Source organism: Peribacillus sp. Bi134 (genome assembly GCF_918698065.1).
Classification (GTDB): Bacteria; Bacillota; Bacilli; order Bacillales; family DSM-1321; genus Peribacillus.
Genome location: NZ_CAKKLN010000006.1, coordinates 412,815 through 426,812 on the forward strand (window position 1 = coordinate 412,815; position 13,998 = coordinate 426,812).

At 42.6% G+C, this 13,998-nt stretch carries 11 protein-coding genes; 9 read left to right on the top strand and 2 right to left on the bottom strand.

The window, feature by feature from the left end; genetic code table 11:
• Nucleotides 1–16 precede the first annotated feature (16 nt).
• The 4 genes from LQ188_RS15840 to LQ188_RS15855 all read left to right on the top strand — a co-directional run bounded on the left by LQ188_RS15840 (nt 17) and on the right by LQ188_RS15855 (nt 5,473).
• Entirely contained in the window at nt 17–1,099 is a 1,083-nt protein-coding gene (locus LQ188_RS15840) for a carbamoyl phosphate synthase small subunit (protein ID WP_101224127.1), read from the top strand.
• Nucleotides 1,092–4,211 carry a carbamoyl phosphate synthase large subunit gene (locus LQ188_RS15845; RefSeq protein ID WP_230177383.1) on the top strand — a complete coding sequence of 1,040 codons (3,120 nt, stop codon included), beginning with the start codon at nt 1,092–1,094 and terminating at the stop codon, nt 4,209–4,211. The genes LQ188_RS15840 and LQ188_RS15845 overlap by 8 nt, the downstream gene beginning before the upstream one ends.
• Nucleotides 4,208–5,167, top strand: a complete 960-nt coding sequence (argF, locus tag LQ188_RS15850) for an ornithine carbamoyltransferase (RefSeq protein WP_048686903.1) — start codon at nt 4,208–4,210, stop codon at nt 5,165–5,167. The genes LQ188_RS15845 and argF overlap by 4 nt, the downstream gene beginning before the upstream one ends.
• Nucleotides 5,168–5,293: 126 nt before the next feature.
• Nucleotides 5,294–5,473: a YjzC family protein gene (locus tag LQ188_RS15855; protein ID WP_034314546.1), complete on the top strand. Its 180-nt coding sequence runs from the start codon at nt 5,294–5,296 to the stop codon at nt 5,471–5,473.
• A 53-nt stretch (nt 5,474–5,526) separates the two neighbouring features.
• Here LQ188_RS15855 and LQ188_RS15860 read toward each other — a convergent pair whose 3' ends face one another.
• Entirely contained in the window at nt 5,527–6,285 is a 759-nt protein-coding gene (locus LQ188_RS15860; RefSeq protein WP_101224125.1) for an IclR family transcriptional regulator, read from the bottom strand.
• 392 nt (nt 6,286–6,677) lie between these two features.
• Between LQ188_RS15860 and LQ188_RS15865 the strand changes: the two genes are divergently transcribed.
• The 5 genes from LQ188_RS15865 (at nt 6,678) to clpB (ending at nt 13,507) form a co-directional block, all read left to right on the top strand.
• Nucleotides 6,678–7,625 (top strand): fumarylacetoacetate hydrolase family protein, encoded by a 948-nt coding sequence (locus LQ188_RS15865; RefSeq protein ID WP_101224124.1) that lies wholly within the window; start codon nt 6,678–6,680, stop codon nt 7,623–7,625.
• Between the two features lies 1 nt (nt 7,626).
• Nucleotides 7,627–8,118 (top strand): DinB family protein, encoded by a 492-nt coding sequence (locus LQ188_RS15870; RefSeq protein ID WP_230177385.1) that lies wholly within the window; start codon nt 7,627–7,629, stop codon nt 8,116–8,118.
• Nucleotides 8,119–8,148: 30 nt separating this feature from the next.
• Nucleotides 8,149–9,261 (top strand): cupin domain-containing protein, encoded by a 1,113-nt coding sequence (locus LQ188_RS15875; protein ID WP_101224122.1) that lies wholly within the window; start codon nt 8,149–8,151, stop codon nt 9,259–9,261.
• 123 nt (nt 9,262–9,384) lie between these two features.
• A complete protein-coding gene (locus LQ188_RS15880; RefSeq protein ID WP_353616232.1) occupies nt 9,385–10,587 on the top strand; it encodes an FAD-dependent monooxygenase in 1,203 nt (400 codons plus the stop codon).
• A gap of 331 nt (nt 10,588–10,918) precedes the next feature.
• Nucleotides 10,919–13,507 (top strand): ATP-dependent chaperone ClpB, encoded by a 2,589-nt coding sequence (clpB, locus tag LQ188_RS15885; RefSeq protein ID WP_101224120.1) that lies wholly within the window; start codon nt 10,919–10,921, stop codon nt 13,505–13,507.
• Nucleotides 13,508–13,589: 82 nt separating this feature from the next.
• Here the strand turns inward: clpB and LQ188_RS15890 are convergent, their stop codons facing one another.
• Nucleotides 13,590–13,781 (bottom strand): YjzD family protein, encoded by a 192-nt coding sequence (locus LQ188_RS15890; protein WP_048686917.1) that lies wholly within the window; start codon nt 13,779–13,781, stop codon nt 13,590–13,592.
• Nucleotides 13,782–13,998 lie beyond the last annotated feature (217 nt).

Genomic DNA, 13,998 nt, shown 5'->3' on the forward strand with positions numbered 1-13,998 from the left:
TAAAGAGGTGAAGATCATGAAAAGCTATCTATATTTAGAGAATGGTTCCGTCTTTGAAGGGGAACTGCTGACTAAATCTACTGAAAAAACGATCACTGGAGAGATTGTCTTTTTCACAGGAATGACCGGATATCAAGAAGTGTTGACAGATCCTTCATATAAGGACCAGATTGTCATCTTCACATACCCGCTAATCGGAAATTACGGAATCAATGAACATGATTTTGAAAGTAAGAAGCCGCATGTTGCCGGTGTGATTGTATATGAAGGGAATATGAGCCATTCCCATTATCAGGCTGAATATTCACTTGGTGAATATTTAGACAAGTGGAACATCCCTCTTTTAAGCCATGTTGACACAAGAGCGGTCGTTAAGAATATAAGACAGGAAGGTTCCATGCAGGCAGTCATCACAGCAGAAGAAAAATATACTGTCGCACCTGGCCTGATTGGTTTATCAGCCCATGTAGCTGAGGTATCCACAAAGGTTATCGAGAGCTTTGGGGAAGGCGACAAGCACGTTGTGATGATGGATTTCGGTTATAAAAAATCCATATTGGATTCATTGGTCGAGCAAGGCTGCCGAGTCTCTGTCGTACCATTCGATACGGAATTCGAGCAAATCAAGGACTTGAAGCCAGATGGCATTTTGCTTTCAAATGGGCCTGGGGATCCAAAACAGCTTGAATACCTCTTAGGAAACATTAAAAAGATCATTACGAATTTTCCAACGATGGGCATCTGCCTCGGTCATCAATTAACGGCCCTTGCCTTAGGCGGAAATACAAAAAAAATGCTGTTTGGACATCGCGGTGCGAATCAGCCCGTGGTCGATTTGAAAACGAAAAAGGTGTATATGAGTTCGCAGAATCATAGTTATGAGGTTGATGAACCGAGCCTGCAAGGAACATCACTGCAGGTGAGGTTCAGAAACGTGAATGATAACACGGTTGAGGGGCTCATGCATGAAGACTTGCCAATCTTCACTACCCAGTACCACCCAGAGGCTAATCCAGGACCTATCGAGAGTTCATTACTATTCAACGACTTTTTACAAATGATAAATGATTATAGCGGGAGAGAAAAAGCTTATGCCTAAGGACGACACGATACAGACCATTTTAGTGATTGGTTCGGGGCCGATTGTCATCGGGCAGGCCGCCGAATTCGATTATGCAGGTACACAGGCCTGCCTTGCTTTAAAGGAAGAAGGATATAAAGTCATACTGGTCAACAACAATCCAGCAACAATCATGACTGATGATATGAATGCGGATGCTGTCTATTTCGAACCTTTAACAGTTGATGTACTGGAAAAGATCATTTCCAAAGAAAAGCCGGATGGCCTGCTCGCTACATTAGGCGGTCAAACAGGATTGAATCTTGCTTATCAATTGGATGATGCTGGAGTACTTGAAAAATATAATGTCAAATTATTGGGAACCCCGATCGATTCCATCAAAAAAGGGGAGGATCGTGAACTGTTCCGTGAGTTGATGTTTGAAATAGGTGAACCCGTTCCCGACAGTACGATTGTCCATACACTTGAAGAAGCGCTGGCTTTTGCCGACAAAATCGGTTTCCCCATCATCGTTCGTCCCGCTTATACACTCGGCGGAACTGGCGGTGGTATTGCCGATTCACTGGACATCTTTAAGGAACTTGTACGGGGCGGACTTCAAGAAAGCCCGATTACACAATGCTTGATTGAAAGAAGCATAGCTGGTTATAAGGAAGTCGAATATGAGGTTATGCGAGATGGAAACAATACGTGCATTACCATCTGTAATATGGAAAATATCGATCCGGTAGGGATCCATACAGGTGATTCGATCGTCGTGGCACCATCACAGACTTTATCGGACGATGAGTTTCAGATGCTGCGTGCCGCATCCATTAAAATCATTTCTGCTTTAGGTATCATAGGCGGCTGTAACATTCAATTTGCCCTTGATCCGAATAGCAAGCAATATTATTTAATAGAAGTAAACCCGCGCGTCAGCCGTTCATCGGCATTGGCTTCCAAAGCAACAGGCTATCCGATAGCACGCATTGCCGCAAAGCTCGCTGTTGGCTACGATTTATCGGAACTCATCAATCCAGTAACGAAAAGCACATACTCAAGCTTCGAACCTGCTCTTGACTACGTAGCGGTAAAGTTTCCGAGGTGGCCATTCGATAAATTCACGACCGCCAACCGCAAATTGGGAACACAGATGAAGGCGACTGGTGAAGTGATGGCTTTACACCGCAGCTTTGAAGGGGGAGTTCAAAAGGCCGTCGATTCTTTGGAATTGAAAACGATTGGGCTGCAGCTATCATCGCTGAAAAATAAATCGGTTCCTGAACTTTGGGAAAAGCTTGCCGAAAAATCCGATGAACGAATATTTGTCATTTTTGAAATGCTTAGAAAAGGCGTGACGATTGAAGAAATCCATGAAGCGACAGCCATAGATTATTTCTTCCTTAAATCCTTTGCGTCATTGATCCATTACGAATTTGAGATTGAATCTAAGGCAATCGATCAGGTAACAAAGGATGAACTGCAGGCATACAAGGAAAAGGGCTTTTCCGACCGCTATCTTGCTTCCGTATGGAAAGTAAGTGAGATGGAAGTGAGAGCACACCGCAAATCACTGGGCCTTACGGCTGTCTACAAAACGGTTGATACATGTGCAGCCGAGTTCGAATCACATACGAACTATCACTATTCAACATATTTTGGTGAGAACGAACAGAAAAAAACTGATAAAAAGAAGGTCTTGATGATTGGCAGCGGTCCGATCCGCATCGGGCAGGGAATAGAATTTGATTACTGTTCGGTTCACGGTGTTTATGCACTCCAGGATGAAAATGTTGAAACGATCATGATCAATAATAATCCGGAAACGGTAAGCACGGATTTTGCGACGGCAGATCGCCTTTATTTCGAACCGTTGACTCTTGAATATGTTCTTAATGTAATAGAAGCGGAAGATATTAAAGATGTTATCGTCCAATTTGGTGGGCAGACTGCGATAAACCTGGCAAAAGGCCTGGAAGAATACGGTGTCAATTTGTTGGGGACTTCCTTCGATACACTTGATCAATTAGAAGATCGTGATCGTTTTTATCAGCTTCTTCAAAAACTGGATATCCCGCATGTACCGGGTTCTATGGCTAATGGTGATGAACAATTAATTGCAAGTGCAGAGGCAATCGGCTTTCCGGTGCTTTTACGCCCATCCTATGTAATTGGCGGCCAGGGAATGGAAATCATCCGCTCCAAGGAAAGCTTGTTGAATAGAATGGCAAATGGAACGGCACTTGTCTATCCAGTGTTGATCGATTCCTATATTCCAGGAAAGGAAGCCGAAATCGATTTGATTGCGGATGGAAATGATGTATACATTCCCATCATTGCCGAACATATAGAGAAAGCAGGCGTCCATTCAGGGGATAGCATGGCATTATTGCCAGCTCAATCCTTAACGGATGATATCAAAGATAAAATGACCCTTTATGCTGAAAAACTAGTTAGTGAACTTGGTTATAAAGGACTTATGAACATCCAATTCGTGATTGAGGGAAATAGTGTTTATGTATTGGAAGTGAATCCTCGTGCAAGTCGGACAATTCCAATCATCAGTAAAGTGACCGATGTTTCCTTGGTGCAAATAGCGACAAAAATATTGCTTGGGAAATATTCATTGTCGAACGCGTTCGAAAAAACGGGCTTAATGGATGAAATTCCATATGCAGTCGTCAAATATCCCGTATTCTCTACATTTGCACTAAGCGGACTTGATTCTAAAGTAGGTCCGGAAATGAAATCAACGGGTGAAGGGATCGCCATCGGGGAAACGGTAAATGAAGCTTTGACAAAAGTATTCCATGCTCAAAAATCTAAACATACTACTGGTGTTTATCAATCAGAATCTGTCCAATTAAGTGAAGATTTGTTAGACCAAATCAAAGAAGCAGGTTTGATATTGGGGAATTCGGATTTTGATAAATGGTTAAATGAAGGAAATGCGGCGGTAGTTTTGGCATATGGAACGACAGAGGAAGATAAGAAGCTAAGGTTACTTGCAGCAAAATACCGACTGCTTGCATTTACGGAAGAAGAGACGTTCAAGGCCTATCTACAATCGGTAGAAAATGCTGATCCAGGGGTGAACTCACTTCAGGAATGGCTTGTACCATATTCGAAAGGAGTGTCACACGTATGAGTTCAATGACGGCACCGACACAAGCGAAGATTTTAAATGGAAAAGATTTTTTGACCATGAAGGAGTCTACACCAACGGCAATTGCAGATTTGTTAAAACTGGCGCAGACCATTAAAGGCAAATTGCAAGCTGGTGAAGAATATACGCCTTTAAAAGGCAAAACGCTGGGGATGATCTTTGAAAAATCGTCTACCCGTACCCGTGTTTCTTTTGAAGTGGGCATGATGCAGCTTGGCGGACATGCTTTGTTCCTGAGTGGCAATGACTTGCAAATTGGACGTGGTGAAACTATTTCCGATACTGCAAAAGTCCTTTCTGAATATATTGATGGCATCATGATTCGTACCTTTGAGCATGAGAAAATCCTGGAATTGTCAGAAAATGCTTCTATCCCAGTCATCAATGGGTTAACAGATCTTGCCCATCCTTGTCAGGTGCTTGCTGACTTCTTGACGATCATCGAGATAAAAGGGCAGCTAAAAGGCTTGAAGATGAGTTATATCGGTGATGGCAATAATGTCGCCAATTCATTAATGGTAGGCTGTGCAAAAATGGGAATGGATTTTTCCATTGGATGTCCTGACGCCTACAAACCTGATGAAAAGGTCGTCGCATATGCTAAAAAGGTGGCAGAAGAGACTGGCAGTGAAATTTTGGTGACAACCTCAGCTTCGGAAGCAATAAAAGATGCAGATATCGTCTATTCCGATGTTTGGACCTCCATGGGGCAGGAAATAGAGAATGGTATTCGCTTGGAAGCTTTTAAAGATTATCAAATAAATGGTGAGCTAGTTAAACTTGCTAAAGAAGATTACTTATTCATGCATTGCCTGCCTGCACATCGGGAGGAAGAGGTTACGGCTGAAGTCATCGATGGACCTAATTCCGTCGTTTTTCACCAAGCCGGAAATCGTCTCCATGCCCAAAAGGCGGTCCTAGTGGACTTAATGTCTTAACCAAAAAAAGGCGTCTGCTCTCTGAGCGGACGCTTTTTTGATTCAAGCCGCTTTCCTAATTTTTCTGACATGAAAGGAAGGAACCTGGTAATAATAACAGGGAAAGCATGTAAAGGGGTGAGATCTATGGGGCAAAATCGTCAATTTAAGCCAGGTCAGAAGGCTCCGAATAATGGGACCTACGTAGAAATCGGTGAAACGGGCAGTACGGTAGTGAATCCGAAAATGGTAAAGCTTGATGCAGGGGATTCTTTTCCTGAAACATCCAATCATAACCGGATATGGACATATAAGCGGAAGCCATGAAACATCTAAAAGCAGGAAAAAGGAATGATCGCAATCCTTCTTCCTGCTTTTTTCTATTCAGCGGAATAACCGAATATATTCGAGATTTCCAAACAGCACTTCCTTAAATAATGGCTTAAAGGATCTTCATAATGATCAGGAATGCTCTCAGTGAACCCAACGGCAGTGATCGCCCCCAATAATTCCGAATTATAATTAAAAACCGGAATGGACATGGATGAAACGGATGGTACAAGTGGCTCTTTGGCAAAAGCTATTTTGTATTTCCGAATTTCATCATATTCATTTGTTTCTTTAAGGAACGAGCCTGTAACATTACGATCTTTTTCAATCCATTCCGCCGTCAATGAAGGATCCTGAAATACAGTGAATACCTTTCCGGAAGAGGATGATGGCGGGAGTCGCGTACCTAACTGTGCCCCGATGTTTAAGTTTTGGTTGGAATTCCATATTTTTGCAGTTATTGGTCCGTCGTATGTCCAAACGGAAAAAAGGACCGTGCAAGAAGTATGGTGACTGATTTCCTGTAAATAAGGAGTTATTCTGCTCGTTACATCCTCATTTCCTATCGCTGCCATTCCGTATTGAATCAATTTGCTCCCAAGATGATACATACCGGTTGTCTTATCGCGATATAGTAGCTCCAGTTGAGTCAAAGTATTCAAATACTTATAGAGGTTACTTTTCGTTATTTCCGTTAATTCCTGTATATCAGAGAATCTTAAAGGAGTTCTTTGGGAAGCAAGTAAATCTATGATGCTCATCCCTATTTGTAATGATTGAATCGTCGAACCGGATTTTACGATTTCCATAAATCAATCTCCCTAATCTGTTTTAATTTAGGTCTAGTATATCAGAATCTGTAAAATTTAAATGAAAATTAGCAGAAAAACCGCCGGCTGCTTGAATCTATCGATATCCTTTTCTATTAAAAAAATAACTTTAGCACAGTTTTTATTGATTCCGAAGTGCTGATAATGGTGTAGATGATAACATTTGTACAAAAATTTGCAATACTTTCTTGACAATATTCCGAAAATTGAGTTATCATTTATATAAATAGTGAACAGTGTTATCTATAAGTGAAATTAAGAAGATGTACAGTCATTCAAATACTGGTATTCGAAGCGAATCCAGCTGAATCAGGATGGTGGCATCAAAAAGAGGTATTAAAAAAATCCAGATAAATAAAGGAGAATGAAATATGAAATTAGTAACTTTCAGCAGTCAAGGCTTTAAACGTATTGGTGCAATTTACCCGAATAATGTAGTAGTTGACTTGAACTATGCCTATCAAGCGCTTCTTGAAAGCGAGGGGAAACTTCGCAGTGAACAAATTGCTGACGCGTATGTCCCTGCAACAATGGAGGAGTTTTTACAGGGAGGGAATGAAAGCCTTTCCATAGCGCGAAAGGCTGCGGACTACGCTATTAACAATCGTGATTCCTTCAGACATAAATTGGTACATGAAATTGAAAATATAAAGCTTGAGGCCCCTGTCCAAAAGCCAAGCAAAATTATTTGTGTCGGACATAACTACCGTGAGCACATTGCTGAAATGGGGCGTGAACTGCCGCCATTCCCTGTGGTATTCGCAAAGTTCGCCAATACAGTAATCGGTCCCCAGGATGATATACCGTTTTTCCCAATCTCTGAACAACTGGATTATGAAGCGGAATTCGCTTTTGTAGTCGGACAAAGGGCACGTAATGTTTCTAAAGAAGATGCTCTTGATTATGTAGCTGGTTATACAATTGCGAATGATGTCACTTACCGTGATATCCAGCGGCGCACACTTGAGTGGCTACAAGGGAAAACGGTTGAAGGAAGCGCTCCGATGGGGCCTTGGTTAGTCACTTCCGATGAACTTTCCGATCCATCTGGCTTAAATGTCCGATTAACGGTAAATGGTGAAGAACGCCAAAAAACGAATACATCCAACTTCGTATTCGATGTGAAGTATCTAGTTGAATTCTTATCGAACTTAATGACTCTTGAACCAGGTGACATCGTCCTCACAGGAACACCGGGTGGGGTAGGAGTAGCACGTGATCCACAAGTGTTCTTAAAAGATGGTGACGTTGTCAAAATCGAAATAGACAAAATAGGTTATCTTGAAAACCGTGTGCGACGTGTCGGGGAGGGAAAATAAAATGGCTTATCAGGAAATCGGGACATCAATCCAATCGGTTCAACAATCAATCGACCACATTCTTGAGACAGCGGCAAACCTACCGGAAGAAACGATTCGATTTAAAACAGCAGAGGATGAATGGTCAATCATGCAGATACTTTCCCATTTAGCTGAAGCCATTCCTTATTGGTTAGGTGAAGTGGAAACTGTAATAGCGATGCCAGGAGCCGAATGGGGGCGTGGATTGCAAGATCCAGCCCGTTTGGCAGCAGTCACCGATACAGACAAACTTGCTGTCGAAGATGTCATGAAGCAAGTGGAGGAGCTTAAATATAAAGTGGAGAGCAGTCTCGGGAATTTAGATGAAGAAACACTATCCAAAGAATCGCCACACCGGAATTTCGCTAAATTCGGAAACAAACCAGTTTCTTATATTGTCGATCACTTCATCGATGAGCATGTTTCAGGACACTATGATCAAATAAAGCGAAATCTTTCTAAAATCCAGTGAGGCAAGATAAAAAAGAAAGTAGGGATTAATATGGCTGAAAAATCGGAATACATGAATAGTACAATCGTAAAAGATTTTACAAAGGATATTCAGCAGTATAACCTTGGTCCGCTGTGGGAAGCCATTCCCGCTCTGATGGACCATGAACCTAAACCTCATGCGCATGCTTATTTATGGAAAGAAGAGCTTTTGACAAAAAAATTGATGGAAGCAGCTGAAATATTCACACCTGACCGAGGTGGGGAGCGCAGGGCCATTTATTTTCAGAATCCTGGACTCACTTATCGTCAGCCTTGGGGATGGGCTTCGACAACACAAACGCTATATGCAGCGGTCCAGCTATTGCTGCCAGGTGAAGTGGCCCCTTCCCACCGTCACTCCCAAAGTGCACTTCGTTTCATCACGAATGGTGAAGGTGCCTACTCCATCGTGCAGGGAGAAAGGATCTTCATGGAAGAAGGAGATTTCTTGATCACGCCTAAAAACCTATGGCATGGTCATGGACATGTTGGCGATAAACCGATGATTTGGATGGATGCCCTTGATATCCCAACCATCTATTCCATAGGCGGCACTTTCTTTGAACCATATCCTGATCGGATTGAAACGCCTAAACGGCCCGATAATTTTTCAGAGCTCCGTTATCAAGGCGGAATGGTTCGTCCAGTATCCGACCGTTATTCACAAGTGGCACCGCTTGCCAACTACAAGTGGAAAGGGACCAAAGCAGCGATAGAAGGATTAATGAATTTCGAACCGGACCCATATGATGGTTTCGCCGTGGAATATATCAATCCATCAAATGGCCAAACGGCCAATCCGACGATGGGGGCATGGATGCAGAAGCTTCCGAAAGGTTTCCATACGAAAGCACATCGCCATACCCATTCCACAATATATCAAGTGCACCAAGGATCAGGCTATACGGTCATTAATGGAGTGCGCTTTGACTGGTCCAAGGGTGATTATTTCGTCGTTCCAAATTGGGCATGGCATGAGCACGTTGCAGAAGCGGATTCTTACTTATTCTCGGTAAACGACCTACCAATAATGGAGAGATTCGATTTGGAGCAGCAACAGGCATTAGACGCAAACAATGGTTACCAAAAGGTTGAAAGTGAATTCAAGCCTGTTTTGGTTTGAAAATAATCTGTTTGGAATCTTCAGCTTAGGTCCTGATGAATATATGGAATGCCAGTCGAATGAAAACGCTTACTGTGTGTGGTCCGCAACATTGGCTAATAGCAACTAATATAGGGGGAATTTATGATGTACACAGAAAACAAACCATTCATCGTTATCGGTGGGGGAATTGGCGGATTGGCAACTGCTTTAGGAATCGCAGAAACAAAACAGTATGTAAAAGTCCTTGAACAAGCTCCCGAGTTTGGCGAAATCGGTGCAGGCATTCAGCTCGCAGCAAATGCCACCAACGTCTTGCAGCGTTTAGGCGTCATGGATAAAATCAATGAAATTGCAGTATTTCCAAAAAGGTTGGTGCTGATGGATGCATTTTCCGGAAAAGAGCTTTCCGCTTTGGATTTAGGTGATGTTTATAAAGAAAGATATGGAGCTCCATATGTTGTTTTGCATCGGTCCGATTTGCATAAAGTACTGGCTGAAGCATGTGAAAAGAACCCGTATATCGAACTGGTTACGAATCAAACCATTATTGAGACAGTAGAAAATGAAGGTGAAGTGACGGTTACTTCTGCCAACGGGTCCCAACATTCAGGAACTGCTGTCATTGGAGCCGATGGATTATGGTCCAAGGCACGGAAACTTTTTGTGGAAGATCAGCCGGTCTGCTCACAATATGTTGCATACAGGGGAGCGATCCCGATGGAAGAGGTTACGAGCCATGGAGATTTAGATGATGTTTATATGTGGATTGGCCCAGACCTTCATCTTGTTCAATATCCGGTTAGAAGGGGAGAACTGTACAACCAAGTAGTGGTTTTCAAAAGTTCTCAATATACGGAAGAAAACGAAAAAACAGATCAGTGGGGAACCCCGGAAGAAATGGACCGTGTGTTTGCCGGAACTTGTGAGCTTGTTCAGAATGCGATTTCATTCATTCAAAGGCAACGCCGTTGGCCAATGTATGACCGTTTACCAATTGATAATTGGACAAAAGGAAGAATTACGCTTATGGGAGATGCGGCACATCCGATGCTTCAATACTTGGCACAAGGAGCTTGCCAGGCTTTAGAAGATGCAGCTTATTTGTCGGATATGCTTCATAAGCATGGGAATGACATTGAACAGGCATTTTTGGAATATCAAGAGGAACGCATACCGCGCACGGCTAATGTTCAATCGAGCGCAAGAATGTGGGGGGAAATCATCCACAACACGACCGATGCAGGCATTCTGCTCCGAGATACGATCCTTGCAGGTCGGACGGATAAGGATTTCCAATTCATCGATGAATTTCATGGTTATAATAAAACGGCCGTGAAAGCATAATCCGTTTTGTTTCATCCATGCATCTAAAAGTTAGAACAAAGATGATTGGAGCGGGTGTACGAGACCCCGCAGGCGTAAAGGCGCCGAGGGGGCTCCCGGACCGCCCGCGGAAAGCGAGTGCCTGGATAGGAAATCAACCAAATTGTACAAACGGAAAAAGCCTTTCTTCTATATGAAGAAGGGTTTTTTCCGTTTATTTTCCATACTCCTGCATTTTTAGTAACTTTTCTTTACATGGGGAAAATTAGAAGTATAATGAAAATATAAAGGTCAAATTTGGTCAAACCGAGTGGGAATTCGTTCATGATATAGATGAATGGGAGGTTTTAAGATGGATATTAATAAAATGACGGAGAGAACCCAACAGGCGTTCATCGGCGGCCAGGAGCTAGCCAAAGATAGAGGGAATCCCGAGCTGACGGAGCTTCATTTATTAAAAACATTAATGGAACAGGATGAAAGTTTATTAATCAGGATTTTATCGGAATCTGGTAAACCGATGAATCTATTTGATATAGAGCTAAATAAGGAACTGGATCGATTACCGGAAGTGAGCGGGAGTGTTTCCCAGGTTTACATGTCATCCTCCCTGCAGCAAATGTTGACGGCTGCCGAAAAGGAAATGCAGATGTGGGAGGATGAATACTTATCTGTCGAACATATACTCCTTGCGTCGCTGCAGGACAATAAAACGAATGTGAACAGGCTTTTTTCATCATATGGAATTGATTATGATAAAGCAAAACAGGTAATAAACGATATAAGGGGGAATCAGCGAGTGACTAGTCAAAATCCTGAAAGCACTTATGAAGTACTGAAAAAATACGGGAGAGATCTCGTTGCTGAGGTTAAATCGGGGAATGTCGACCCCGTAATCGGCCGTGATACGGAAATCCGTAACGTCATCAGGATCCTTTCACGTAAAACGAAAAATAATCCTGTATTAATAGGAGAACCCGGAGTAGGTAAAACAGCCATCGTCGAGGGGCTGGCACAAAGGATAGTCAGGAAGGATGTGCCTGAGGGATTAAAGGACAAGACCGTTTTTTCACTGGATATGAGTGCGCTTGTCGCTGGCGCCAAATTCCGCGGTGAATTTGAGGAACGCCTAAAAGCGGTCTTGAATGAGATCAAGAAGAGTGACGGTAAAATTCTATTATTCATTGATGAATTGCACACAATTGTCGGTGCAGGAAGAACGGATGGCGCCCTTGATGCCGGAAATATGTTAAAGCCGATGCTTGCACGCGGTGAGCTGCATTGTATCGGTGCAACGACCCTTGATGAATATCGGCAATATATTGAAAAGGATCCGGCTCTGGAACGCCGTTTCCAACAGGTTCTGGTTCCCGAACCGGATGTTGAAGATACGATTTCAATTTTGCGGGGATTAAAGGAACGGTTTGAAATTCACCATGGCGTCAGGATACACGATCGGGCGATCGTTGCGGCCTCTGTCCTTTCGAACCGATATATAACGGAGCGATTTTTACCGGATAAAGCAATAGATCTTGTGGATGAAGCATGTGCGATGATCCGAATGGAAATCGACTCAATGCCATCCGAGTTGGATGAAATCACGAGAAAAGTCATGCAACTTGAAATTGAAGAGGCCGCCTTGAAGAATGAGGAGGACCCTCAAAGCAGGGCGAGACTGGAAGTGCTTCAAAAAGAACTATCAGAACTTCAGGATCAAGCGAATAGCATGAAATCGAAGTGGCAAATGGAGAAATCAGCGCTTCAAAAGGTGCAGGATCAACGTGAAGAGCTTGAGAAATTGCGTCATGAACTGGAACAAGCAGAGAATGACTATGACCTTAACCGGGCAGCTGAACTTCGGCATGGAAGGATTCCGCAGCTTCAAAAAGAATTGGACGCAATGGAAGACGAATTGGAAAAGGAAAAACAGGAATCACGATTGCTTCGCCAGGAAGTGACGGAGGAGGAAATTGCCTCGATTGTTGCAAGGTGGACGGGGATTCCGATTAGCAAGCTGGTGGAAAGTGAAAGGGAGAAGCTGCTTCGCCTATCTGATATCCTTCATGAACGCGTAATAGGTCAAGGAGAAGCGGTGGAACTCGTATCCGATGCTGTTTTAAGAGCAAGGGCTGGAATTAAAGATCCAAACAGACCAATCGGCTCATTCATTTTTCTTGGGCCAACGGGTGTAGGTAAAACCGAATTGGTAAAAGCTTTGGCAGAAACGTTATTCGATAGTGAGGAACATATGATTCGAATCGATATGTCGGAATATATGGAGAAACATTCAGTGTCCCGCCTTGTTGGTGCACCTCCTGGATATGTTGGATTTGAGGAAGGCGGCCAACTTACGGAGGCTGTTAGGAGAAACCCATATTCAGTCATATTATTGGATGAAATTGAAAAGGCGCATCCGGAGGTCTTCAATATTTTGCTGCAAATGCTGGATGATGGAAGGATAACAGACTCCCAAGGAAGAACAATCAACTGTAAAAATACGGTGATCATCATGACTTCCAATATCGGATCCCATTTCTTATTGCAGTCCAACCGGGTGGATGGCGGCATTGAAGAAGAAATAAAAGATCAGGTCTTTAAAGAGTTAAGAGGGCATTTCCGTCCGGAATTTTTGAATCGCGTTGATGACATTGTTTTATTCAAACCTCTGACGAAACAAGAAATCGTGGAAATCGTAGATAAAATGGTTCATCAATTACAAGTAAGGTTAACTGAACAAAATATAGATCTGAATGTTACTGAAGCGGCTAAGGAATTCATTGCGGAACAAGGATATGATCCGGTATATGGGGCAAGACCGCTGAAGCGATTCATCCAAAAGCATCTGGAAACGAAAATCGCCCGTAAAATCATTGCCGGGACTGTTGAGATTAAAGAAGGAATAACGATTGATTATGATCATGATGAATTGGTTCTCATATAAAAACGTTGAAATGTAGTTTACCCGTAAGCAAAGTACGGTATAACAAAAAGGACATCCTATAAAGGATGTCCTCTTTTGCTTCTTAATGTTGATGAGAGTCTTTAGCTGGCCCAGCAGGCATGATAGCCGGGATGATGCAAATCAGGATAGCAGCAGCTAATCCTAAAATCGTTCCCTGCGCAGCATCGTATGAAACTCCGATCATGGAAGAAACAACATATACAGTCATATGCACTAATAAGAATGTCCAAAAAATTGTCCAAGCATAACGCATCGAATTTCACCTCATTCCACTACATTCATTTTTATCTTACCATAATTAATATACAGTTAAAACGTGTTTTTAATAATAACCTTTAAATAATTCAATACATTAATTCATAAGAGAACTTTTTCAGGCAGACTAGTTGGTTTCAAACTTCAAAAGGGAAATCATAAGGAAAAAATAAAAGCAAAAACTCCGTGCTTGGTTAATTTAAGAGTAAGAAGTT